This is a genomic window from Streptomyces sp. TBY4, assembly GCF_024213195.1.
In the GTDB taxonomy this organism is placed as follows: domain Bacteria; phylum Actinomycetota; class Actinomycetes; order Streptomycetales; family Streptomycetaceae; genus Streptomyces.
Map to the genome: position 1 here is coordinate 42,610 of NZ_JANAVF010000016.1, position 22,179 is coordinate 64,788.

The 22,179-nt window shown below is 68.0% G+C and carries 21 protein-coding genes and 1 pseudogene; 8 read left to right on the top strand and 14 right to left on the bottom strand.

Going from position 1 to position 22,179, the window contains the following annotated elements:
• Window positions 1–70 precede the first annotated feature (70 nt).
• The 4 genes from NLX94_RS30235 to NLX94_RS30250 all read right to left on the bottom strand — a co-directional run bounded on the left by NLX94_RS30235 (window position 71) and on the right by NLX94_RS30250 (window position 4,962).
• The gene (locus NLX94_RS30235) at window positions 71–643 is read right to left on the bottom strand and encodes a hypothetical protein (RefSeq protein WP_254386290.1); all 573 of its coding nucleotides are present in this window, start codon (window positions 641–643) and stop codon (window positions 71–73) included.
• Window positions 644–771: 128 nt separating this feature from the next.
• The gene (gene uppS, locus NLX94_RS30240; protein ID WP_254386291.1) at window positions 772–1,506 is read right to left on the bottom strand and encodes a polyprenyl diphosphate synthase; all 735 of its coding nucleotides are present in this window, start codon (window positions 1,504–1,506) and stop codon (window positions 772–774) included.
• A gap of 677 nt (window positions 1,507–2,183) precedes the next feature.
• Window positions 2,184–2,387, bottom strand: a complete 204-nt coding sequence (locus NLX94_RS30245) for a cold-shock protein (protein WP_254386292.1) — start codon at window positions 2,385–2,387, stop codon at window positions 2,184–2,186.
• 313 nt (window positions 2,388–2,700) lie between these two features.
• Entirely contained in the window at window positions 2,701–4,962 is a 2,262-nt protein-coding gene (locus NLX94_RS30250; protein WP_254386293.1) for an MMPL family transporter, read from the bottom strand.
• 68 nt (window positions 4,963–5,030) lie between these two features.
• On the opposite strand from NLX94_RS30250, the gene NLX94_RS30255 reads away from it, so the two are divergent.
• The gene (locus tag NLX94_RS30255; RefSeq protein ID WP_254386294.1) at window positions 5,031–5,816 is read left to right on the top strand and encodes a GNAT family N-acetyltransferase; all 786 of its coding nucleotides are present in this window, start codon (window positions 5,031–5,033) and stop codon (window positions 5,814–5,816) included.
• Here the strand turns inward: NLX94_RS30255 and NLX94_RS30260 are convergent.
• The 5 genes from NLX94_RS30260 to NLX94_RS30280 all read right to left on the bottom strand — a co-directional run bounded on the left by NLX94_RS30260 (window position 5,790) and on the right by NLX94_RS30280 (window position 10,459).
• Window positions 5,790–6,731: a cyclopropane-fatty-acyl-phospholipid synthase family protein gene (locus NLX94_RS30260; protein ID WP_254386295.1), complete on the bottom strand. Its 942-nt coding sequence runs from the start codon at window positions 6,729–6,731 to the stop codon at window positions 5,790–5,792. The genes NLX94_RS30255 and NLX94_RS30260 overlap by 27 nt on opposite strands.
• Window positions 6,728–7,702, bottom strand: coding sequence for an acyl-ACP desaturase (locus NLX94_RS30265; protein ID WP_254386296.1), 975 nt, complete (start codon window positions 7,700–7,702; stop codon window positions 6,728–6,730). The genes NLX94_RS30260 and NLX94_RS30265 overlap by 4 nt, the downstream gene beginning before the upstream one ends.
• 29 nt (window positions 7,703–7,731) lie before the next feature.
• Entirely contained in the window at window positions 7,732–8,955 is a 1,224-nt protein-coding gene (locus NLX94_RS30270) for a beta-ketoacyl synthase (RefSeq protein WP_254386297.1), read from the bottom strand.
• Window positions 8,952–9,242 carry an acyl carrier protein gene (locus NLX94_RS30275; RefSeq protein WP_254386298.1) on the bottom strand — a complete coding sequence of 97 codons (291 nt, stop codon included), beginning with the start codon at window positions 9,240–9,242 and terminating at the stop codon, window positions 8,952–8,954. Before NLX94_RS30275 ends, NLX94_RS30270 begins: the two co-directional genes overlap by 4 nt.
• Before the next feature lie 245 nt (window positions 9,243–9,487).
• Window positions 9,488–10,459, bottom strand: coding sequence for an LnmK family bifunctional acyltransferase/decarboxylase (locus NLX94_RS30280; RefSeq protein ID WP_254386299.1), 972 nt, complete (start codon window positions 10,457–10,459; stop codon window positions 9,488–9,490).
• A gap of 173 nt (window positions 10,460–10,632) precedes the next feature.
• Between NLX94_RS30280 and NLX94_RS30285 the strand changes: the two genes are divergently transcribed.
• The 4 genes from NLX94_RS30285 to NLX94_RS30300 all read left to right on the top strand — a co-directional run bounded on the left by NLX94_RS30285 (window position 10,633) and on the right by NLX94_RS30300 (window position 14,075).
• Window positions 10,633–11,463: a terpene synthase gene (locus NLX94_RS30285; protein ID WP_254386300.1), complete on the top strand. Its 831-nt coding sequence runs from the start codon at window positions 10,633–10,635 to the stop codon at window positions 11,461–11,463.
• Between the two features lie 40 nt (window positions 11,464–11,503).
• Entirely contained in the window at window positions 11,504–11,833 is a 330-nt protein-coding gene (locus tag NLX94_RS30290) for a hypothetical protein (RefSeq protein WP_254386301.1), read from the top strand.
• Between the two features lie 200 nt (window positions 11,834–12,033).
• Window positions 12,034–12,429, top strand: a complete 396-nt coding sequence (locus NLX94_RS30295) for a hypothetical protein (protein ID WP_254386302.1) — start codon at window positions 12,034–12,036, stop codon at window positions 12,427–12,429.
• Between the two features lie 1,319 nt (window positions 12,430–13,748).
• Entirely contained in the window at window positions 13,749–14,075 is a 327-nt protein-coding gene (locus NLX94_RS30300; RefSeq protein ID WP_254386303.1) for a hypothetical protein, read from the top strand.
• A 227-nt stretch (window positions 14,076–14,302) separates the two neighbouring features.
• Here NLX94_RS30300 and NLX94_RS30305 read toward each other — a convergent pair whose 3' ends face one another.
• From NLX94_RS30305 to NLX94_RS30325, 5 genes and pseudogenes are all read right to left on the bottom strand, one after another.
• Complete coding sequence (locus NLX94_RS30305; RefSeq protein WP_254386304.1) at window positions 14,303–15,367, bottom strand: hypothetical protein; 1,065 nt, start codon at window positions 15,365–15,367, stop codon at window positions 14,303–14,305.
• Window positions 15,368–15,903: 536 nt separating this feature from the next.
• The gene (locus tag NLX94_RS39470; protein ID WP_254386405.1) at window positions 15,904–16,125 is read right to left on the bottom strand and encodes a hypothetical protein; all 222 of its coding nucleotides are present in this window, start codon (window positions 16,123–16,125) and stop codon (window positions 15,904–15,906) included.
• 115 nt (window positions 16,126–16,240) lie between these two features.
• Window positions 16,241–16,339 (bottom strand): annotated as a pseudogene (locus NLX94_RS39475) (TrmB family transcriptional regulator); the annotation flags it as partial.
• Between the two features lie 234 nt (window positions 16,340–16,573).
• Window positions 16,574–17,491 carry an SDR family oxidoreductase gene (locus NLX94_RS30320; protein WP_254386305.1) on the bottom strand — a complete coding sequence of 306 codons (918 nt, stop codon included), beginning with the start codon at window positions 17,489–17,491 and terminating at the stop codon, window positions 16,574–16,576.
• Entirely contained in the window at window positions 17,488–18,087 is a 600-nt protein-coding gene (locus NLX94_RS30325; protein ID WP_254386306.1) for a TetR/AcrR family transcriptional regulator, read from the bottom strand. Before NLX94_RS30325 ends, NLX94_RS30320 begins: the two co-directional genes overlap by 4 nt.
• Before the next feature lie 331 nt (window positions 18,088–18,418).
• Between NLX94_RS30325 and NLX94_RS30330 the strand changes: the two genes are divergently transcribed.
• From NLX94_RS30330 to NLX94_RS30340, 3 genes are all read left to right on the top strand, one after another.
• Window positions 18,419–18,844, top strand: a complete 426-nt coding sequence (locus tag NLX94_RS30330) for a helix-turn-helix domain-containing protein (RefSeq protein ID WP_254386307.1) — start codon at window positions 18,419–18,421, stop codon at window positions 18,842–18,844.
• A gap of 132 nt (window positions 18,845–18,976) precedes the next feature.
• Window positions 18,977–20,518 carry an FAD-binding oxidoreductase gene (locus NLX94_RS30335; RefSeq protein ID WP_254386308.1) on the top strand — a complete coding sequence of 514 codons (1,542 nt, stop codon included), beginning with the start codon at window positions 18,977–18,979 and terminating at the stop codon, window positions 20,516–20,518.
• A 36-nt stretch (window positions 20,519–20,554) separates the two neighbouring features.
• Window positions 20,555–22,000, top strand: a complete 1,446-nt coding sequence (locus NLX94_RS30340) for an MFS transporter (protein ID WP_254386309.1) — start codon at window positions 20,555–20,557, stop codon at window positions 21,998–22,000.
• Window positions 22,001–22,179 lie beyond the last annotated feature (179 nt).

A 22,179-nucleotide genomic window follows, 5' to 3' on the forward strand; every position in this document is an offset into this window, starting at 1 on the left:
CACCGGCCCGAGGGCGGCGGGGGCGTCCAGGTGCCCGGCCTGGGCGAACTGCGAGGGTGATGGGCTGGTGTCAGGTCAGGAGGAATGCGGCTGCGGTGGTGGCTCCGACGCCGGCACCGGCCGCGGTCTGGGCGACGCTGTGGTAGGTCAGTGCGACGCGGGACCAGCACACGGCCAGGGTCAGGCCGTAGGCGAGGAGCCACCACGGGGAGTGGGTCACGGCGAGCATCGCGGGGATCGCGGAGGCGACCGCGCTGTCGACGCTGATCTTCCAGACGTGGTTGACGGCCAGCAGGACGACGGTCATCGCCCACAGGGCGAGCATCGCGAGGAGGATGCCGGTGGGGGCGTGGCCGAGGATCATGATGATTGAGCCGAGGCCGATGGAGGCCAGGATGACCAAGAAGATCGGGGGCCGTTTGGTGCGGTCGACGATGTTGCGGTCTTCCCAGGTGCCGCGCTTGCGTTCCCACTGGATGTAGGCCGCGGGAATGATCCCGGCGCACAGGGCGCCGAGCAGCCCCCAGGGGATGCCGCTCCAGTTGCCGGCGGCGGCCAGGCCGATGCCCGGCATGCCGGCGAGCAGGACGTTGCGCGGCTGGAGTACGTCCGTGACGGTCCGGGCCACCGTCGTGCGGTCCACCCGCTCGCCCCCCGCAGGGCGGCCGGGCTGCCCGCCCGGCTGGTGTGGGTGTTCGTGTGTGCCCGTAAGCACGGGGCCGTCGGACGGTGTGGCGGTCATGTCCTTCTTCCTCTGCAGCATCGTCGGGCCTACAGTCCCAGCCGCCGCTGTCGTGAGGCGTAACTGTCCAGTGCCTCACGCAGGTCTTCGCGGGTGAAGTCGGGCCACAGCCGCTCGCAGAAGTACAGCTCCGACTGCGCTGTCTGCCAGGTCAGATACCCCGACAGACGCTGCTCGCCCGAGGTGCGGATCACCAGGTCCGGGTCCGCGAGTCCCGCCGTGCCCAGATGGGACGCGAACTCCCCCTCCCACCAGGACAAGTCCCCGCCCGGCTCCTGCGGTTCTCGGTCACGGTACTTTTCCGCCAGGGACCGGGCCGCGGCGACGATCTCCCGCCGGCCGTCGTAGGCCACAGCGATATTGGCCTGCACGCCCTCCACCTGCTCGGTGCGCCGCTGCACGTCCTCGAACGCCTCCGCGACCGAAGCGGGCAACAACTCAAGGGCTCCGATCACCCGGACCCGCCAGCGCTGCGCCTCGGCGAGACGCCCGCACAGGCTGATGAACGACTGGTAGAGACCGGCCAGTTCCTGGGGGCTGCGCTGCAGGTTCCTGACGGACAGGATCCACTGCGTCACCATGGCGACCCCTTCCTCCTCGCACCACTGCAGGACATCAGGGATCTTCCCGATGCCGTAGCGGTGCCCCTCGGGCACGCTGAGACCACGCTGGGCAGCCCAGCGCCGATTGCCGTCGAGAACGAGAGCGACATGCGCCGGCACTTCCGAGCGCACAGAGGCAGTGAGTAGAGAACGTTCGGTCATGGCGGCTCCCAACCAGAGGCAATGAAGAGGACACAAAAGGGAACAGGCCCACGAACAACAAGGACACGGCGCCTTGCGCGACCAGGGGAATCGCTGCTCCAGGAACCCGGCGCCACGGAAGCTGGATCGGGTCACACCGCCAACTGTGCTGAGGAGACAGGTGCAGTGGGGAGAGCCACGTGAGCGCGCGCGTGATCTTCATCCACACGTGTGAATACGCCGCCTCGTGGCAATGGGCGGACACCGCTGTGGGGTGTGTGAGGATCCCCCTCAGCCTCACGGACACGGCACACTTTCACGCCCGGCGCGCAAAGCGCTCAGGCGGCTGCTCACGCCGGGTTCGAGCCGAGCAGCACCGCTCCACCGCACCGTTCACTCTTGCCGCAGAGATCCCAGGGCGACCTGACGTCCGCGAGGATCCATCAATCAACTGGCCGCGCACACCGTACCCGGCCCGAGCCAGTCAGGGCCCAGTACCGGGACAGCAGATCAGTTCCTGGTGGCGTCGAGCCGCGAAGCTCTGGACTTTGGCACTGCCCTTGGCGAGCAACTGCTCGCCAAGGGCATCGGTCACTCCCGCTCTGCAGACCAACGAGGCGCCACCACAGCCGGCACGGGTTGAACATGGCGACGCCCCACTGGCCGAGGGCCCCCGGCGGGGCATCTACGTGGTCGGCTCAGACCGGCTGGATGTTCTCCGCCTGCGGGCCCTTCTGACCCTGCACGACGTCGAACTCGACCTTCTGACCCTCCTGCAGCTCACGGAAACCCTGGGCGGCGATGTTCGAGTAGTGCGCGAAGACGTCAGCCCCGCCGCCGTCCTGCTCGATGAAACCGAAGCCCTTCTCGGCGTTGAACCACTTCACGACACCCGTAGCCATGCTGCTCTCCTCAACGTACGCAGTCGCCGACGCCCGCATACCGCGACCGCCACGCCCGCACCGCGCCGCCCGACCACGGTCCTGGACACCGAACCGACCTGTAACTGCGATCACGGGCGAGCAGCGCTTGCAACCACGACTGCTCCTAGCAACCACGCTATCGCCCCGAGCGCCCGGTGGTTCAGCAGACACGAACACTGGGACGCCGGGGCCCTCTCCGACACCGCCGAAGTCACTTCTCCTCTGCCCGCGCACAGATTCCGAGGCGTCACCTTCGACAAACAGCGCGCGCTGGCCCGTCCTAGGCTCGCTGTCAGCGCTGCTGTTTCGGAAGACCCCACTCGTTCCTCGCACGGCCTTCGGCTCTGGTCCGGCGGATGCGGCGCGACCATTCCGGCAGCCACCAGTTCGCCCGCCCCGCAAGCTGCATAGCGGCCGGCACCAGCAACGCGCGGACGAGGGTCGCATCCAGCAGGACGGTCACCGCCAGTCCGGTCCCCAGCAGTTTCAGCGAGGTGATGCGGGACATGGCCAGGGCGCTCATAGTGATCACCACCACCAGAGACGAGGCACTGATGAGACGTCCGGTGCAGGCCATGCCGTAGACGATCGAGGAACGGCACTCTCCGGTCGCCCTGTACTGCTCCTTGATGCGCGACAGCAGGAAGACCTCGTAGTCCACGGATAGGCCGAGGGCGATGCAGATCGTCAGCAGGAGCATGCTGATCTCCAGCTGCCCGGTAACCGTGAAGCCGCCCATGCCGAGGCGTCCTTCTTGGAAGACGGGGACCATGCAGCCGATGCCGGCGCTCAGGCTGAGTACGGCTAGGGCAACCGTCTTGATGGAGACGAACAGGCCGCCCGTGAAGGACAGCACCACGAGCAGCGCACTGCCCCCGGCCAAGAGGGCGGCCAGCGGAATGCGGCGGGCGAGCTCCGCCTTCGTGTCCGCCGTACGGGCAGTGATTCCGCCGACGACCCGAGGGGCGAAGGCAGGCAGTGCACGAATCCGCTCCAACACGCCTTCGGATGCGGTTGCTTGGGCACCCGAGGGCAGGCGTACGGTCAAGAGCACAGCACCGTCGCGGGCGAACCGGTGGTGTGCCGGAGCCGACGGGGCGATTCGGCTGCCGTCGCGGTAGGAGCCGGTGACCGTGTCCACACCGGAGACGCCGTCGATCGACGACAGCCCACGAGCGTAACGGTCCACCCTCTCAGCGACACCCGCCGCCCGGGGATCGCCCACGCTCAGCACCATGGGCAGTCTGGTCCCGGCAACCTCCGGAAATTCGGTCCTCACGAGCTCACTGGTCTGTCGCACCTGAGTGGACTCCGGCAGTACGCGCTCGTCGGCAACACCGAACTGCGCCTTGTTCAACGGCATCGCGCAGCTCAGCAAGAGCACCGCCGCCGAAGCACCCCACAACACAGGGCGCCTGGTGGCGGCGCTTCCCAGGCGCGCCCACAGCCTGCTGTACCCGGGAACGGTCGGGATCGCCTTGGGCGTGCCCAAGGTCTTGTCCGCCTGGAACGGCAGCACCCTTCGCACCCGGCCGAACAGCCATCGATCCAGTCGTGCGGCAGGAAGCACACTGACCCGCAACAGCACCGGATAGACAAAGACCGCGGTCAATGCGGCGAAGGCGACCACGGCGATGCCACCGGCTGCCAGCGAACGCAGAAACGGCACCGGAAAGACGAGCAGTGCCGCCAGGCAGGCGATGACCGTGGCGGCCGAGAACAGCACGGCATGCCCGGCCGACCGGACAGCCAGGACGACGGCGTCGGCTACCTCCGCTCCGCGCGCCATCTCCTCACGACAACGCATCAGGACCAGGAGGCCGTAATCCACCGAGAGGCCGAATCCGAGTGCCGCTGTGACGTTGACGGCGAAAACGGAGACGGGCATCACGAGCGTTAGTCCGTTCAGCACCGCCAGCGTCGCCGCGATGGAGACGACCGCGATCACCATCGGCAACAACGCCAGGGCGGCCGACCGCAGGGTCACCATCAGGATGAGCAGCACGAAGGGCGCGGCGGCCATCTCGGCACGGCGTAGGTCCTCTCTGCTCAGCCGGACTGCTTCCGCATTGCTCCACACGGGTCCGGTCACGGCCACGGAGACGTTCCCGTGCGTCCCGGCCAGGCGCGGGACGAGGCGCTGCGCCGTGTTGACTGCCTGGGCCCCGGTTCCGGTCAGCTCGACACCGATCAGGGCGTCGTGCTCGTCACGAGACAGCAGAGCGGGCAGTGCCGTGTCCCAATAGCTCCACACCCGTGCCACGCCCGGTTGATCGGCTGCCGCGCGGGCAAGGGCACGGCCCCGGGCAGCCGCCTCGCCGTATTTCATCGAGGTTCGGCCGGAGACCAGGAACATCAAATCGGCGGACCGCTGGTCGAATTCTTCTTCGATCAGACGGTCGGCCCGGTCGGACTCGGTCCCGGTGGCGGTGAACCCGGACGGAGTCAACCGGGATGAACACCCGATCACAGCCGGAAGAAGAGCCAGCCCCAGCACCGAGACCAACGCCAATACCCGCCACGGGTTGCCGCGAATCCACTTCACCGTGAGCATGGGTCGACTTTACCTATAGGAACGTTCCGCTGCCGGGCATATCCGCGCACTTGCGATAGAAAAGGGGCATGAGGACAAAGGTCGACACCTCCGCCGCCGGCAGTCGCGGAAAATCTGGAGAACCGCACTATACGATTTCCGTCGCTCGTGACGAAAATACGATCCTCGAAGCCCAGCAGCTGCGCTTCCGAGTATTCAATCAGGAACTCAAATCGAGATATCACGCGGAGCATGGCCTGGAGATGGACGGAGTTGACCAGTATTGCGATCATCTCGTCGTCCGCCGCGCTGACACCGGTGAAATGGTCGGCATGCACCGCCTCCTCCCGCCCGGGGGTGCCGCGCAGGCGGGCGGCCTGACGTCAGAGGCCCTCTTCGATCTGAGTCCGCATCACGCGCTGAGGCCGGCGCTCGTCGAGCTCACCCGGGTGTGCGTTCACCCGGACCACCGCACCGGTCCTGTCATCGCCATGCTGTGGGCGGGAACGATCCGATACATGACGCGCGGCGGCCACGCCTGGCTCTCAGGACGCATGACCTTCCCCCTCTTCGATGGTGGCGCCCTGGCCGCAGCCTGTCGGGACCACGTGGCGGCCGGCGGTCACATCGCGCCCGACCGCTATCACGTACGCCCCCACACCCCCTGGATGCCCACGGCGAACGACCACCGACCCGGGCTTCCGATGCCGCCCAAACTCCGCGGATACCTGCTTGCCGGCACATGGGTGTGCAGTGAGTTCGCCTACGACTCCCAGCACGACGAGGTCAGTCTCTACCTCCTGCTCTCCCTTGAGAACACCGATCCGCGCCGGCGGCAGTTCCTCATGTCACTGGGAGAACGACTGACCTCCTGACGCCCCTGCGAGAGTTCGCCGTTCGGGCCAGCGGCGCAGCGTGATGCGGTAAAGCGTCGAGGCCTGGCGCATGAAAACGATCTCGCTGGCCCGCAGGTAGGTGCGGTACCGCAGGTAGGCGTCGGGACCGACGAGCAGCTGGGCCTCCTCCCGGGCCTGAAACAGCCGGGAGGACCAGCCGCGCAGGGTGCGGGCGTAGTCCGCGCCGTCCTCTCGCAGTCTGGTGATCGCGAAGTACGGCTCGCACGCGGTGGCGATCTCGGACAGCCGCGGCAGCGCCGATCCGGGGAAGACCTCCCCTGCGAAGAAGTCGGGCACCGACTCGTCGTGTTCCGCATGATCGGTCAGCGCGATCGTTTGGAGGCTGAGCCGACCGAGCGGCGGCAGCCATCCGGCGCAGCGCGCGAAGAAGGCGCGGTAGGCCCCGATCCGTTCGTCACGGGACATGTCCTGATGGGCGAAGTGCTCGAACGCGCCGATCGAGACGATGCCGTCGTACCGCTCTGCCGTCTCGTGGTCCCGCCAGTCCTGGAGCTCGACGTCCACACCGGCCAGCCCGAGCGAGCGCACGTGCGCGTCCTGGTCGGCGCTGAGGGTCAGACCGACCGCCTGCCGGACACCGGCCTCCTCGACGGCCGTCCGCAGCAGGCTCCCCCAGCCGCAGCCGATGTCCAGCAGCCGTCCGCCCGCCGTGACGCCCGCTTGGTCGAGGTGGTACCGGAGCTTGGCGTGCTGTGCCTGCGCCAGCAGGTCCGTGTTCCCGGGCGCGCCCGTGATGCCGTCCCACAGGGCGCAGGAGTACGTCAGGCCCGGATCGAGCCACAGGGCGTAGAAGTCCTTGCCGATGTCGTAGTGGGCCTGGATGTCCGCAGCGGTGGCACCGGTGCGAGGGCGTTGGCCGGTCCGGGTGTTCACGGGCCGCCTCTCTCGTCGTACGAAGTGGATGGGTCCGGGCAAGGGATGAGGGCAGGAGGAGCGGCCGCCCTCATACGGTCGAACAGGCGACTGGAGCGTTCGGCCCTGGTCCGCAGCTCGTCGAGATGGCGGCCGATGCGGTCACGGGCCTGCTCGCCGGCGGGGCCGAGACCGGAGCGGGTCATCACTCCCAGGGCACGCAGCAGTGGCTGGAGCACACGCTGCCTGTGGATGTCGAGGTCATAGATGCCGAACGCGGCGATCCGCATGGCACGCTGCCGGTAGCCGGCAATGGTGGTACTCGGCCACTCGAAGGAGCAGATGACGTCGGCGAGGGCGCAAACCGCGCCGTCGGGGTCCAGTTCCAGCGCGGCGGTGTACACGTCGCGATAGAAGATCATGTGAAGGTTCTCGTCAGCCGCGATCCGCGCGGTCAGCTGACGGGCCACCGGATCGGCGCAGGCCAGTCCGGTGTTGCGGTGGGCCTCACGGGTGGCCAGCTCCTGGACGGTGACGTAGGCCAGACCGTGCAGCAGGGACGTGTGGCCGCTGGTGTAGCCGGTGGACACGTGCCGCATGCGCTGGCGTTCCAGGGCCAGGGGGTCCACGGCACGGCGTGCGTGCAGGTAGCCGCGCAGCGCGTGGGCGTGGCGGTCCTCCTCGGCCGTCCAGCGGTGTACCCAGGTGCCCCAGGCGCCGTCACGGCCGAATTGGGTGGCGATCTCGAAGTGGTAGCTCGGCAGGTTGTCCTCGGTCAGCAGGTTGACCGTCAGTGCGTCCGCCACGACCTCCGGGAGCTCGGACTGGTCGGCCTGCCAGGGGGTGCCGTCGAGGGGACCGTCGAAGTCGGAGGCCCGGCTCCAGGGAATGTAGGCGTGGGGGAACCACTCCGTTGCGTTTGCCAGGTGGCGGTCCAAGAGCGTGGCCACGGTCGGCTCCAGCTCCGCCAGGTGATCGAGGGGGAGGGTCATCACGCAGGCTCCTGATGCGTCGGCCGATTTCAGGGGCGCTGGAACACGAGAGCCGCGTTCTGGCCGCCGAAACCGAAGGAATTGGAGAGCACCGTCTCCAGCCGGGCGGGCCGTGGAACCTTGGTGACGACGTCGAGGTCGATCTCCGGGTCCATCCGGTCGAGGTTGGCGGTGGGCGGGATGAGCTGATGGTGCAGAGAAAGCACCGAGCAGACGGCTTCCACGGCCCCGCTGCCCCCGAGTAGATGCCCCAGGACTCCCTTGGACGCGGTCACGGGAGGCGGGGTGTCGAAGACCCGGCGCAGCGCCGTGGCTTCCGCGATGTCGTTCATCGGTGTGGCGCTGCCATGGGCGTTGACGTGCCCCACGTCGCGCGGTGCGAGTCCGGCACCGTCCAGCGCCGCGTGCATGGCCCGGACCGCGCCGTCGCCCGCGGGGTGGGGGACCGTCGGGTTGTGGGCATCCCCCGAGAAGCCGTAGCCGGTGAGCCTGGCGTACTCCCGGGCCCGCCGGGCCCGGGCGTGCTCGGTCCTTTCGAGGACGAGGACTCCGGCGCCCTCGGACAGGACGAAGCCGTCCCGGTCGACGTCGAAGGGACGGGACGCTCCGGCCGGGTCGTGCACGCGGGTGGACAGGGCGCCCATGCGCCAGAAGAGTGCCGAGCCCAGACGATTGCAGCCGGAGTCGGACCCGCCGGCCACGGCGATGTCGCACGCGCCGGATCGGATCAGCATGCTCGCGATGCCGATGGCGCTGGCACCGGACGCACAGGCGGTGGTGACGCCCAGAGTGGGGCCCAGCGCCCCGAGCATGGTCCCGACCTCGCCGGCGGCCATGTTCGGCAGGCTGCGGGGCAGGACCGTGGGCGACAGAGCCAGGAGGCGGCCCTTCTCCAGGATCTGGCAGGCCTTGATGGTGGTGTCGTGGCTCGATCCCCCGGTACCGATCACCACCGCCACCCGGCTGCCGTCCCACAGCGTGGAGTCCAGCCCTGCGTCGGCGACGGCCTCCTTGGCCGCTGCGTGAGCGAAACGGATGAACCGGTCGGTGCGCCACGCCAGGCCGGGAGCCAGGGCTGGCTCGAGATCGGCATCCGCCACCCTGCAGGAGATCGTCACCGGCAGCCCGTCCATCGACGGATCGTGGGCCGCCGTGGGGACGCCGCCGCAAAGGCGGTCCCAGGTAGCGCCGACACCCACTCCTGCAGGAGTGACCATTCCCAGCCCGGTGACGGCCACGGCGTGGCGGTTCATGCGTCGTTCTTCGCAGCGGCCCCAGCCGTCCGCAGGACCTGGTCCACGGCCGCGACCGCCTGGGAAAGCGTGGTGTCGAGGTTCATCTGCTCGAGAAGGCTTTCCTGGACATCGACTCCAGTCTGCTCTTCGATCACCACGACCAATTCCATCACGGCAATCGAATCGAGCTCCAGATCCGAAAACCTGACCGACCCGTCCAGTTTCGTCGGATCGATCTGAAAATGCGACTGAAGGAGATCCTTCAGTCGCGCCTCAGTGAATTCTTCGACGATCTGAGAGCCCATGAAAAACCACCACTTCCGTTACCTCTCCGGCGTTTCCGGTGAGGGCGCCCCTCACTCCTACCACGCCCGCGATCCCCTGAAGAAGTCATTTCTAAAGCGTATACAGAAGTGTTCATTCGTATGCAGCAATTTCCGGGTGCAGGTGGTCGCGCGGCCTTGATGACCTCGCGGGGACGGCTCGGGGCCACGGCAGGGGCCGACAGCAGAGGGGACGTAGAAACGGGCGACGAGGGCCGTGGCCAGGCTCAGCCGACGGGAGCGCGGTGGCGGAAGGATGCGACCGCGATGGTGCGCCTGGTGGTGGCCTCGCTGATGGCGAGGTCGCTCTTCTGGTGGACCGGGTCGTCGGGATCGTACGAGGTGCGCAGCGCGACGGTGAGGGTGGCATCCAGGTCGGCATTGGCGAGGTAGCAGATGCGGGCGTCGAGGAGTGTGCGGTCGAGGAAGGCGCGGTCGGTGCCACCGGAGGCCCGCCATTGGTGGAGCTGAGCACGCTCCACAATGGGGAAGAACGCGGCGAAATAGAGCAGGCCGACCCCGTTGACATCGCAGACGACATCGACGGGGTGTTCCAGGACGAGGTCGGGTGCCGAACGGGGCCAGTGGGAGCGCTCGGAGTCGGGGAAGACCCCGAGGTCGCGGGCGCGTGCGCAAAGGTGGCGAGGGCTGTCCGCGTGGGGCAGATGCACGTGAGTGAAACCAACCGGTGCGCTGCGCACGAGCGCGACGTTGCTGCGGGGATCGCTGCGCGAGACCCACACGTTGAGGTTCTCGACGTACAGGCAGTCCGGGCGAGGTCGGCTGGACATCTCGTCCGCGTCGAAAGGCAGCGGCGGCTGCCCCTCTGCTGTGATCCGGCGGATCCGGTGCACCGTCACCACGGACAGGCGACCGCTGTTGAAGACCAGGGAGTCGACCTCGATGCGTTCGCCGAACGTCAGATTACGGGGATGGAATCGGGAACCGGAGGTGAGGCGGTAGTAATAGAAGGCAAGGTAAGACGGTAGTCCCCGTGCGTCGCGGGCGTTGAACACGTCCAAGCCGCACACCATGCTGACGGTCTGCCACGTCCAGTCGCCCACGCACGCGACCAGGTTCTGCAGGGGCCCACACATCCCAGGTTGCACGATCATCGTCCGGCGCACCGACGCCGGGCCGGTCCGTTCCACCTTACAGAAAGGCACAACGACGTCTGGAGGAGCCAGCACATCACTCACCACAATCCCTCTTCCAGACCCGAGGCCCAGGGACGCCGGTACAGGGGCGTCGGAACCTGCGAAAACGAAGATCGTCCCTGCACCCCTCCAAGTTCAAATCTCCTGCCGCTAAATGGGTTACCACGGCATCGAACCAGCCAGGCGCCGACGAAACTCCGGAAGGCCGCTACGCCATGCTCATCCATCCCGACTGCGACGATCCCGACCGGCTCCTGCTGGCCGCGCAGTGCATGGTGGCCCTGTTCGCGGTGGACGACTACTACTGCGACGACGAGCGCACCGGATCGGATTCCGCGCTGGTGGGAAACCGTTTCACCCTCGCCCAGAGCGCCCTGGACCCCGCCCACCTGGTGGGCGGCTGGGGATACCAGGAGCAACTCGAGCTGGCACTCACCTCGGATCCCGTCCTGGTGGCGCTGCGCTCCTACATCGGCAACGTCGCGAGCATCGCCACCCCCGCCCAAGTGGGCAGGGTCCGCCACGAGACCGTGGCCATGTTCGTGGCCATGAACGGCGAAGCCGGCTGGCGGACCACGAAGACGACCCCCGCAGTGTGGGAGTACTTGGCTGCACGGCAGGTCAACAGCTTCCTGCCGTGCATGACGCTCATCGACGTGATCGGCGGATACGAGCTGCCCGCCACGCTCTACAGCCACCCGCCGGTACGCCGGGCGACCATGCTCGCGGCCAGCACGAGCATCATCCTCAACGACCTGTACTCGATGGCCAAGGAGTCCGAACCCGGTATCGGCGATGGCGGACTACCCGACGTCATCGCCGCCGAACAGGGCTGCACCACCCATGAAGCGGTCCGCCTGAGCGCCGCTTACCACGACGAACTCGTCCGCGAATTCGAAACCGCACACCGCGAACTCACCGCCACGATCCCCTCACCACAACTCTGGCGCTACCTCACCGGACTCCACTCATGGCTCGGCGGAAACCACGAATGGCACGCCACCACTGGCCGCTACGCCACGGGAACCTGCGACCGCAGTCTGTGAGGTCGGACGCACCCTCGGAGAAGCGTTGCGCGCCGCGGGTGTGCTGGAGCAGATCGCCGCCTGGGTGGGCGAGGAGACCACCGGCCCGCTGTGTGACAGCGGTATGTCCGCCGAAGCGGTGGCCAACGCGCTCGGAACCGCCCACTCCAAGGCCCTGCTCCTGCTCCTCACCGCGCGAGGACAGGTAATGGCACGCACCACAGCGTCCGCACGCGACTGGACGTCCGCGTCCCGGGACGCGACCGCGGTCGTCCTGATCAAGTTTCGATGTGGGCGACCGCGACACGGTGCGCTGTGCGGTGACGAAGTACAGGACGCGGACGTTTTTCCGCCAGTGACGGTTAGCATGCGCTTCGGCCTGCCGGGCTGATGCCGCCGCCGCGCTGCCACGCCTGCACGGGCGCCGCGCCCGCGCGGACGGTTCGTGCAGTTCAGCCCCGGCGGTGCACGAGCGGAGTGTTCGCGCCATCGTCGGGTTCCAGCCGTTCCCACGGGAGTGCCCGCCCCATGGTGATCTCCGATGGAACGCTCTGACCAGGAAGGCAGCGTGCCGTCCTGTGAGGAGAGACCATGTCCGACGCCACGCCCAGCCCCGAGAGCACCGACCTCGGCACGATCCCCGGATCCGGCGACGGCCCCGCAGCGCCCGCTCTGGGATCGATCCCGGTCACCGAGATCCACCCCGAAGCCGACAGCGGCTTGACCGTGGTGGCCCCGGCCGATGTGAAGACGGAAGACGTGGGCCTCTTCAGCGTCCGCTATAAGGGACTGGTGCCCACGCTCGTCCTCACGGGCGGCACGATCGCCCCTTCCCTGATCACTGTCGTGGATGGATCCGGGAACGTCCTGGCCGAGTACGAGGCACGCCCTGCCCCGAAGCGGATCACGAGCCGGATGCTTCCCGACGACCAGAACGACCTCGTCTGCGCCACCCCCGACTGCAAGCCCATCAGCCTGGCCAAGTAGGCGGCGAGCACCTTGCCGCTGCCGGCCCCGGGCACCCCTTCGAGGGAGTCCGGTTCGCCGCGACCTGGGGAAGCCGTGACGTTCCGCCCCCAACTGGGGGCGCAGGTGAGCGCCGACCGAGCCGTGAACCGGGCGGCGTCACCCGCTCCGCTCGCCGGGCGCGGCGGAACGTACCAGCAGATCCCCGGTCAGCCAAACCGGGGAATCGCCGGATCAGGCTCCGGACACAGGCCCATCACGCCACGGCGTACTCTCCGAAAGTAGTCGCCTCGCGCTCCAGGTCCCGCTCGGACCGAAGCGTCAACTCCAGGGCACCGGTGTCGTGATGACCGAGCCCTGTCACGTCACGGGCGAAGCCGGGCACAAGGTCGAGCTGGCGCCCAACTGCGATCAGGCCGTAAGGCAGGGCCAGGTTCCCCCGAGATGTTGCGGTAGCGAACCAGGTGCCTGAACGTGTCCCGGCGGTCGAGCAGACACGCGGAATGAGTTTGGGCCTTCTCCTGATCGTCACCGTACGTGTTCAGGAGAGGAGTTCGAGGGCTCTGTCGGAACCAGGGTCACGCCGAGTCCAGCACCCACGACAAAGCCGCCTACCATGCGAGGTTCGTCCTCGCGCGGAAGGCGGCTTTTGGCGCTGATGCATCATCAGAAAACGCATCGGGTGTGCGTCAAAACGTGCGTCACGAGCTTCGAATCTGCGTCAAGATATCGCCCGTAACGCCCACAGCGCACATAACGCACACTGCCCTAACCTGCAGGTCAGAGGCCCTTCCCGATGGATTCAAGGATCGCCACGCACTCGACATGATGGGTCATCGGAATAAGATCTAACAAAAACAGGTCAAAGGAAAGCGCAGGTCAGCGGCCCGTGATGCGCAAATTGGACAGGCCGTCCGTGTGCGTTACGTGCAGAGTGGGCGCTATGTGCAGCATGCTGACGCTCTTTGCCCACCTCTGGTCACGGCAAACGGGGCCCTAAGCTACCCAGGAAGCTGGTCAGGCACGAAGGCGGCACCGCCGGCTCCACGCGGGTGTCCGGAGAGAACCATGCCGGTCTGGCTGACGGTCCTACGCCCGCGCCAGAACTCTCGGCGAGACGCTCGCTCCGTCTCTCTGCGTGTGCTGCCGCGCCCCTCCAGCAAGGTTGGGATCTTGGTCGGCGGTACTTCCGGGAGGCGAAGCGCCCTGGCCCGGCCCGGTCAGGTGCCTGGAACGGCGTGGCAAGCGTGCCACGCGCCCTGCTCCGGCGCGGCGCCTGGGAGCGCATGCATCGCGGGTATGCGCACCGCAGGGCCACGGTTTCAGGCATGCTGGTGAGCATGAGCAGCAGGTACGCACAGCTTCGGCCGTACACCCTGCCGAGCTCGCTCGGGGAGCTGATCGGGCCGGTGGACGGCCTTGTGCTCCTGCCCCGGCACCTGGACTGGGGCCCGCACTACGAGTACGACCTGGCCGACGAAGCCGACGTACTGCTGATGTATGAGCGGGTCATCCGCGAGGCGCAGACGCCCGACGACCTGCACGCCCACCTCAATGCCGACGTGCTGCGGAGCCACTGGCGCGCCCTGTTCCTGCCCCGCCCGGCGAGAGCCGCGTGGGAGGCTGGCTTCCCCGAGCTCGCCAGCGCGTCGGCGGCGGCCCCGTAGTGGAAGATCTGCACCGTCGGCTGATCCACATTGGTCTGGAAGCGCTCGCCGAGGACTTCGGCTACCGACTCGCGGGCGGACACGCCGTCCAGGCCCATCAGTGACGACGTCGACCTGTTCACCCCGATCGTACGCGCCGAAGGTGAGCTGCCGCAGGCAATCGCACGGCTCGCCGAGGCCTACCGGACCGCCGGGTACCTGGTCCAAGTGACCCAGCAGGCACAGGTCTATGCCCGCCTACGTGTCACGGATCCCGACTCCGGCGCGCAGTCCACGGTGGAACTGGTCGGCGACCTGCTCCACCGGTCGAATCGGACCTCGGCCCGGTCCTCCACTTCGACGACCTGGCCGCGGCCAAGAGCGGGGCTCTGTTCGGCCGCACCGAAGCCCGGGATGCCATCGACGTCAACACGCTTCTGAAGGCACCGCTTCCGGTCGGCCCACTTGTCCTGGCGGCCCGATTGGCTGTACGGGTGCTCGATCATCAGAATCTGCGCCCGCTCCGGATCCTCGGACAGCGGAAATTTCCGCTTGATGGTCACCGTGTACCTGAAGTCGCCTACGACCAAGTCCAGCCCGCCCTCACGCTGGGAGGGACGAGAGGGGATGTATGTGCCGTCGTACCCATGGGCCCGGCTGTGGTAGTTCTCGTCCATCGGGTGCTCGCGTACCGCATAGCCGCGTTTCACCGCTTCCGCGCACAGGCCCTGGAGCAGGCGCAGGGCCCTGCTCCGAAGCGTCGCGGACACGGCGAGCCGGCGCCGGTCTTCCTTGAGGGCAGCCACCACCGGGTGAAGAGAGCACAGTCGGGCGGGCACAGGGACGAGCGGCGCACTCTCCGGCCTCGCGCTCTTCGCGTTGCGATGCGGCCCGTCTTCGAGGGAGATCTGAAGGTCGCGGTTCCACAAGCGGAGCCTCTCGATGCGCTTCCCCGGCGGCGTGAGGTTGTACCGCTTCGCGTAGTCGACGGCCCGCCGGTATTCGGCTTCCGCCGCCTCGTCGGGCTCCGGGATGACCACCCGCCCTTCAGCCACGAGCCGTTCGATCAGCTCCGCCGCCCTGGCCCGCCGGCCCCTGGCGGCCAGAGCCCGTTCCGAGTACGGCACAGGCATCTTCCTGGCGCCTTCCTGGGGCGCGGCGGCATACCGCGGATCCTCAGGATGGTGGCCGTGCTCCAGATAGAACTCCCCGGCCTCGGTGACCTCGGCCCGCACCGCCCCACTACGGCGAATGACAGCCAGCACCCCTCGGTCTCGCAGGGCATACGCGGAGAGCCGCTCAGTCGACGCCAAGCCCAACTCCTCGCCGGCACCCAGCCGCCGCAAGAGCGCTCGCTGACGGTCGTTCAACCGTGACCACCGCTGCACACGCCCACCTCACGCTCTAAACCGGCAAATACCTCCCCTTTACCGAACATCGACCGACACCGGGCCGAGAACTGGTGAAATGATCCCTCCCCGATCGGCATCGGCTAGTTTCCCGGCGGCTGAAGGAAGCGGCGGGGCGGTTCGGGGGCGATCAGGCCTGGACGTACCCGTCGACCCACCGTTGGGCACGGGCATCTGCGGACACGAGGTCCTCGCCCGGCCGATCACCGCAGACCAGATGCTGCTGCCCTTCGGCACGACGGCATCGATTGATAATGATGGTCGTAGTACGAGTCCGGCCCGGTCCCCCGCAGGGGAGTGCGCCGGACCTCGTGATCAGCCGTGTGGGCTCGCCAGGTCTAGGCGGCGCGGGCCGTACCCCCGGCGCGGCGCAGCCGGTGGACCCCTCGACTCCCTCACTGTTGGCCGCGGCGCGACGAAGGACGGCTTGCAGAAGCTGATCAGCTCGTGGGGGTGGCCTGCTCCTGGAAGGTCGCGAACCATTCGGCGATCGTCTTGGGGTCGCGCAGCACTTCGATGTCGTCGAGCGGGTCAGTGTGGGTCCGCCCGGCGGTCCAGACCGGGGTCAGCGCCGCGGCGAGGGCGGCCGAGGCCTGGTCCAGCCGCTCCAGCGACTCCCTTTGGAGGGTCATCAGCCGGGTGAGGGCCAGCTCGGGTGCCACGGCGGAGAAGGATGCCGCCAACCCGTCCGGAGCGCGGGATGGCCAGGCGCCTGCGCACCAGCGCGTCGTACACCCGCTGCCGGGGGACGTCCGCGCGCGTGACCTCCGCCGCGGTGGACGACTCCCGCCTCACCAAGGTGAGGTAGACCCGCGCCCCCTGGCGGGAAAAGCCAAGCCCCACAAGATCGTTGACTGCAACGTCGTCCAACCGCATGGCAGCACACGCTATACCCGGAGATCACTCGCCGAAACCGATCCTTTGTGCTCGGCGGGTATTCCCTTGGGCCTGCTCCTCACTACTATCGTCGATGACCACCGCTCATCGGCTCGCGTGTCATGATCATGCCATTCCATGCAGCCGTTGAGTCGGCACACCCCTAGCGGGCGCCTACAGCCGACTCCCCGCCGACGGGTACACCACCCGACCCGATAGGCGGGCCATCCGAGGTTAAAGCGGGGCGCCGAGGGGGCCGAGGGAGGGTTCAAGTGCAGCGGCCCAGTGGGCAGCGAAGTCCGGCTGGGAGCCGTCGGTGTCGGTGAAGCGGTACTCCTTAGACAGATCCCAGGTCGCCAAGGCGCGGCCGGTTTTGGCCATGATCGCGGAGTCTGCTGCGAGGGCGACGACCGCGCGGCCGAGGTAGGCCGGAGTCTCTGAGTGGCCGAAATCCGGATCCTTCTCCACAGCGTCGCGCCAGGTGGATTCCGTGACCTCTAAATGCTCCAACAAGGCCTCCGTGCGCAGGAAACCGGGGGTGAGGGCCACGGCCGCGACATCGAACTCCTCGAGCTCAGCGGCTTGGGCGACTGCCAGTCGGATCACCGCCGACTTGGCCAGGTCGTAGAAGAACGAGCCTCGATAGCGAGCAGTGTTGCCGTCGGTGACCTCGATGACCAGGCCGCCGCGTCGGGCGACCATCAGCGGGAGCGCGTACCGACTGGTGATCACGTGGGTCTCGACTGCTCGGCGGAGCAGACGTAGGCCCGTGTCGAGGTCCTGCTCCCACAGGGGGTGTGCCCAGTCCGTCAGAGGGTCGCCTCCCCATACGGAGTTGACCAGGATGTCGAGACGGCCGCCTTGTTCGGCCGCGATGCGGTCGATAAGAGCGCGGACTTCCGGTGGGCTGCTGTGGTCCGTGCGCACAGGGACGCCGAGTCCGCCGACGGCGGTGATCTGGGCGGCGGTCTCTTCGATCGTCTCCGGGCGGTCCAGGTCCGAGCGTCCGGCGCTGCTGCTACGGCCGGTGACGTACACCGTCGCGCCGGCCGCGCCGAGTTCGACGGCAATGCCGCGTCCGCCGCCCCTGGTGCCGCCAGCGACCAGGGCGACTTTGCCGACCAGCGGCCGTGTTGGCGTGTTGCTGTTCATGATTCCTCCGAGAGGTGGGGGACCAACACCTTGCCCAGATTGCTCTTCAGGCGTTGAGCAAGGGTGCCCTGTCGGTCGAGGGCCCAAGTCAGGCCCGCTCCCGCGGCGATCGCCTGGATGGATTCCGTAAGGGCGGCGATGTCCGTCCCCACCCGGAGCCCACCCGCCGCCAGAGCCTCGGCGAGCAGTGAACTGATGGCCCGACTCTGCGCCTGATGGATGGCCAGGGCATGCTGGCGAAACTCCGGATCCGTCAGATCGATACACAGGAATGCCAGGTGGTTGGCATAGGCCTCGGGCGTGGCCATCTGGGCCATCGGCTCGACGACCAGCACCTCCAGCGCCGCGAGCGGGGACCCGTACCGCTCTCTCCGCAGGCTGCCAGGCAGTTCCTCCGCCTCTTTCGCGGACTGCTCGGCGAGTGCCAGCAGCAAACCTCGCTTGGATCCGAACCGTTGCGCGAGGGTGCCGGGTACGAGTCCCACCTCGCGGGCCACGAGGGCCAGCGTCAACCCCATGGGCCCCACCCGGCCGATCACTTCAGCCGCCGCTCGCAGGATCACAGCGTCCTCGATGCCCCGGGGACGTCCAACCATGACCTCACCCTCTCCAGTTAGTATATGGTCATTCATTTATTAAAGCGGGCAGCCACCCGGACGGCAAACCGCGATTGGCTGGAACCGAACTAGCAGGCGGGAAGCATCCATGATCTTCAGGGCATCAAGCAAGCGATTCCGGCCTGGCGAAATAATGACGCTGAGAGGAACAAGGGCAGGTCAACCGTGGTTACGTGCTGGCGATATCCCAGTTCGTTGCAGATGGAACCAGTGGGGGTGGCCTGTGCATTCGAATCTCGATACCAAGGTGGAACTGATCCGATGGCCGGTGGAGTCGGCCCGTAGGGAGCTCTGTCGGCAGCAAGGGCTCATGCGGTTACTGGTCGTGGAGGCCGGGGTGGAAGCCCCGATCTGTACCGACATCCGCGAGGACTGGGTGCGCACACCACTGAGCAAGGACGACCTGCGTGCCCGGATGAACGGCCTGCGGGTCAGGGGGGGATCCGACTCCATCCCGAGTGTGGACCACAACGGCGTCCTGCGTTTCCGGCGGCGGTCCGCCGTCCTCTCCCCGACGGAGACGGACCTGGTGTCCAAGTTCGCAGAATCGTTCACTCAGCCCGTCGGGCGCGAGGCCCTGCTGGCCGTGCTGGCCCGCACCTCGCGGCCGAGCCGCAATGCCCTGGACCTCCACGTCATGCGAATCCGCCGACGCGTCCAGCCGATTGGCCTGCAGCTACGAACCCTCTGGGGCCGCGGATACGTACTGGAACCTGCCGACGAGACCGGAACCTGAGCTCGATCTTTCTCCGGACCGACAGGTTCCGACCACTGTGCGTCCAGCCGATTCACAATCGTCAGTCGGCACGAACTCAGGACGCGCTCGCGTCCTGCACTCACAAACCACGGATCCAGCAAGGGGAGAGCCATGCTCAATCGACGTACGACCCTGAGACTGGGCGCGGGAGCCGCCGCCGGCGCGATAGGCGGCGGCATGATCACGGGGACCGCAACGGCCGCGGCCCCGCGCACGCCACCCCGGGGCGCGACCGGCCCCGACTGGTCCAGGCTCGGCTCGCACCTCAGCGGCGACCTCGTCCTGCCTCCCGACGCCTCATACGAGCAGGCCAGCCGCCTGGCGATAGGCCAGTTCGACGCGATCCGGCCACAGGCCGTCGCGTACTGCGAGACCGAGCAGGACGTCCAGACCACGCTCGCCTTCGCCCAGGACAACGCCCTGCGCCTGGTACCCCGCAGCGGCGGGCACAGCTTCGGCGGCTATTCCACCACGACCGGTGTCGTCCTGGACGTCTCGCGCCTCAACTCGCTCCGGCTGTCGACGAACACGGTCGTCATGGGGCCGGGCGTCCAGCAGGTCGACGCCCTGACCAAGCTGGCGCCGCGTGGTGTCTCGGTGGCCAGCGGACTGTGCCCCGGGGTCTGTCCGGGCGGATTCGTCCAGGGCGGCGGCATGGGCTGGCAGACCCGCAAGTTCGGCATGGCCAGCGACCGGCTGGTCTCCGCGCGGGTGGTCCTCGCCGACGGGCGGCGCATCACCGCCTCCGCCACCGAGAACGGCGACCTGTTCTGGGCGCTGCGTGGCGGCGGCGGTGGCAACTTCGGCGTGGTCACCAGCTTCGAACTGCGTCCCACCCAAGTGCCGTCCATCGTGAACTTCAATCTGACCTGGCCGTGGGAGGCCGCCCAACGGGTCATCGCCGCATGGCAACGCTGGGTCGTCTCGGGCCCACGCGACCTGGGCACCGGGATGGGCGTGCAGTGGCTCGACGCCGGCACCGGCCGGCCCGACCTGTTGGTGTACGGCGGCTGGCTCGGCGCACCGGACAAGTTCGCGGCGGTCCTGGACGCACTGGTGGCCGACGTCGGCAGCGCCCCCGCCACCCGCTCGGTGGAGGAGCAGACCTACCAGAGAGCGATGATGTCGTACTACGGCTGCTCCGATCTGACGCCCGAGCAGTGCCACACCGTCGGGTACTCACCGGAGGCCCAGGTACCCCGGACCAACTTCGCGATCGACCGCAGCCGACTGTTCTCCGCGGCCATCCCGGACGGCGGCATCGACAAGGCGCTTGAGGCGTTCACCGCCAACCCGCGCGCGGGCCAGTTCCGCTTCCTGAGCTTCTTCGCGCTCGGCGGGGCAGCCAAGGAACCGGGCCGCCGGGACACTGCCTTCGTGCACCGCGACACCGAGTTCTACGCCGGCTACTCGCTGGGCCTCAACGACCCGAAGTACACGCCCGAGGACGAGCAGGCCGGCCGGGCCTGGGCAGACAACGGCTTCCTGGCCATCGACCCGTACTCGAACGGCGAGAGCTACCAGAACTTCATCGACCCGTCGCTCGGCGACTGGCAGGCCGCCTACTACGGCGAGAACTACACCAAACTCCGCGCGGTCAAGCAGAAATACGACCGCCACCGGCTCTTCTCGTTCGCCCAGGGCATCGCCTGATCGCCCGGACACGAACCCAACCAAGGGGTGAAACACATGGTCTCGGATCAGAGTATCCCAGGCGCCAAGGCGTCGAGGGTCCTCCTCACATTGCTGTGCCTGGCACAGTTCATGCTCATCTTGGACGTCGCGGTGGTCGCGGTCGCCGTGCCGTCGATGCAGTCGCAACTGGACATCTCCGCAGCCAACATCCAATGGGTGAGCACCGCGTACGGCCTCGCCTTCGGCGGCTTTCTGGTAGCGGCCGGCCGCGCGGCCGACCTGTTCGGTCCCAAGCGCATCCTGCTCGCAGGCTTGGCGATCTTCACGATCGCGTCCGGATTGTGCGGCCTAGCACCCAACGAGGTGGTGCTGTTCGCGGCGCGCGCCCTGCAGGGCTTCGGCGCGGCGCTGGTCTCCCCGGCTGCTCTGACGCTAGTGACCACCAGCTTCGGCGAGGGCGAGGAGCGCAACAAGGCGCTAGGTCTGTGGGGAGCCGTCTCCTCCGGCGGCGCCATCGCGGGCCAGCTGCTGGGCGGCGTCCTCGCCGACGTGGCCGGCTGGCGGTCGATCTTCCTCATCAACGTGCCCATCGGGATCATCGTGATCATCGCTGTGGCCCGGCAGGTCCGCAAGGACCCGGACCGTGCCACGGGGCGGATCGACATGGCGGGCGCGGGGCTGCTCACCGCGGGTGTGGTGCTGCTCGTGACGGCAGTCTCCCAGGCCGCCGACCACGGCGTGAGCCCGGCGGTGCTGGTCAGCGGTGCGCTCGGGGTGGCCATGCTGGTGGGCTTCGTGGTGCAGGAGGGCCGTATCGACAACCCAGTCGTGCGGCTGTCCATGTTCCGTAATCCCAACGTCCGCTACGGCAACATGATCTGCATGCTCACCGCCGGCGGAGCCACCGTCTCGGTGTTCCTCAGCACGCTCTACATGCAGCAGGTCATCGGCCTCAGCCCGATGATGGCCGGTATCGGCTTCGCCCCCGTCACCGTGCTGATCCTGGGCGTGTCGATGAAGATGGGGCCGCTCGTGGCGAAGTTCGGGGCGCGCGGCCTGCTACTCGTCTCGGCGGTGCTGTTCGCCGTCGGGTCCGTGCTGCTGAGTTTCGTGACGGTCGACGGGTCGTATTGGACGCAGGTCTTCCCCGGTCTGGCGATCGGCGGGGTCGGCGCGGCGCTGAGCTTCGCCCCGTCGATGATCCTGTGCACCACCGGGGTCCCGGACGAGGAGCAGGGGCTCGCCTCGGGGCTGCTGGGCACTTCGCAGCAGATCGGCGCGGCACTGTTCCTGGCGATCCTGAGCGGAGTGGCAGCCGCGGCCGCAGCGGGAGCCGGCGGCGACACTCCGGAGGCCCTGACCGAGGGCTTCCGGGCCGGGTTCCTCTGGTCGTTGGCCATCCCGGTGCTCATCGCGGTGTGTGTGCTGGCCGTTCCGAAGCAGGAGCCGAAGACCGCCGAGCCGCTGGCCGCGGACGAAGAAGCGGGGCAGTCCGTCTGACCTCGGTCCGGTCCCCGGTGGTACGCCTGCGGGTACGCCGGTCGGCTGGGGCTGCAGCCGCGCAGATCCCGGCTGCGGAGCCCCCCGACCGGCGCAATGTGCGTCGGCAAGCGATCCAAGGGCGCGAAGGACCCCGCGCGGCGTGACGGCCGGGCGGGGTCCTTGCGTGCGTACGGGGC

What these genes read in the sequence shown, in the direction of transcription:
- uppS (WP_254386291.1), bottom strand. Translation starts at nt 1,506, where the DNA reads ATGACCGAACGTTCTCTACTCACTGCCTCTGTGCGCTCGGAAGTGCCG.
- NLX94_RS30245 (WP_254386292.1), bottom strand. Translation starts at nt 2,387, where the DNA reads ATGGCTACGGGTGTCGTGAAGTGGTTCAACGCCGAGAAGGGCTTCGGT.
- NLX94_RS30250 (WP_254386293.1), bottom strand. Translation starts at nt 4,962, where the DNA reads ATGCTCACGGTGAAGTGGATTCGCGGCAACCCGTGGCGGGTATTGGCG.
- NLX94_RS30255 (WP_254386294.1), top strand. Translation starts at nt 5,031, where the DNA reads ATGAGGACAAAGGTCGACACCTCCGCCGCCGGCAGTCGCGGAAAATCT.
- NLX94_RS30265 (WP_254386296.1), bottom strand. Translation starts at nt 7,702, where the DNA reads ATGACCCTCCCCCTCGATCACCTGGCGGAGCTGGAGCCGACCGTGGCC.
- NLX94_RS30270 (WP_254386297.1), bottom strand. Translation starts at nt 8,955, where the DNA reads ATGAACCGCCACGCCGTGGCCGTCACCGGGCTGGGAATGGTCACTCCT.
- NLX94_RS30275 (WP_254386298.1), bottom strand. Translation starts at nt 9,242, where the DNA reads ATGGGCTCTCAGATCGTCGAAGAATTCACTGAGGCGCGACTGAAGGAT.
- NLX94_RS30285 (WP_254386300.1), top strand. Translation starts at nt 10,633, where the DNA reads ATGCTCATCCATCCCGACTGCGACGATCCCGACCGGCTCCTGCTGGCC.
- NLX94_RS30295 (WP_254386302.1), top strand. Translation starts at nt 12,034, where the DNA reads ATGTCCGACGCCACGCCCAGCCCCGAGAGCACCGACCTCGGCACGATC.
- NLX94_RS30300 (WP_254386303.1), top strand. Translation starts at nt 13,749, where the DNA reads ATGAGCAGCAGGTACGCACAGCTTCGGCCGTACACCCTGCCGAGCTCG.
- NLX94_RS30320 (WP_254386305.1), bottom strand. Translation starts at nt 17,491, where the DNA reads ATGAACAGCAACACGCCAACACGGCCGCTGGTCGGCAAAGTCGCCCTG.
- NLX94_RS30325 (WP_254386306.1), bottom strand. Translation starts at nt 18,087, where the DNA reads ATGGTTGGACGTCCCCGGGGCATCGAGGACGCTGTGATCCTGCGAGCG.
- NLX94_RS30330 (WP_254386307.1), top strand. Translation starts at nt 18,419, where the DNA reads ATGCGGTTACTGGTCGTGGAGGCCGGGGTGGAAGCCCCGATCTGTACC.
- NLX94_RS30335 (WP_254386308.1), top strand. Translation starts at nt 18,977, where the DNA reads ATGCTCAATCGACGTACGACCCTGAGACTGGGCGCGGGAGCCGCCGCC.
- NLX94_RS30340 (WP_254386309.1), top strand. Translation starts at nt 20,555, where the DNA reads ATGGTCTCGGATCAGAGTATCCCAGGCGCCAAGGCGTCGAGGGTCCTC.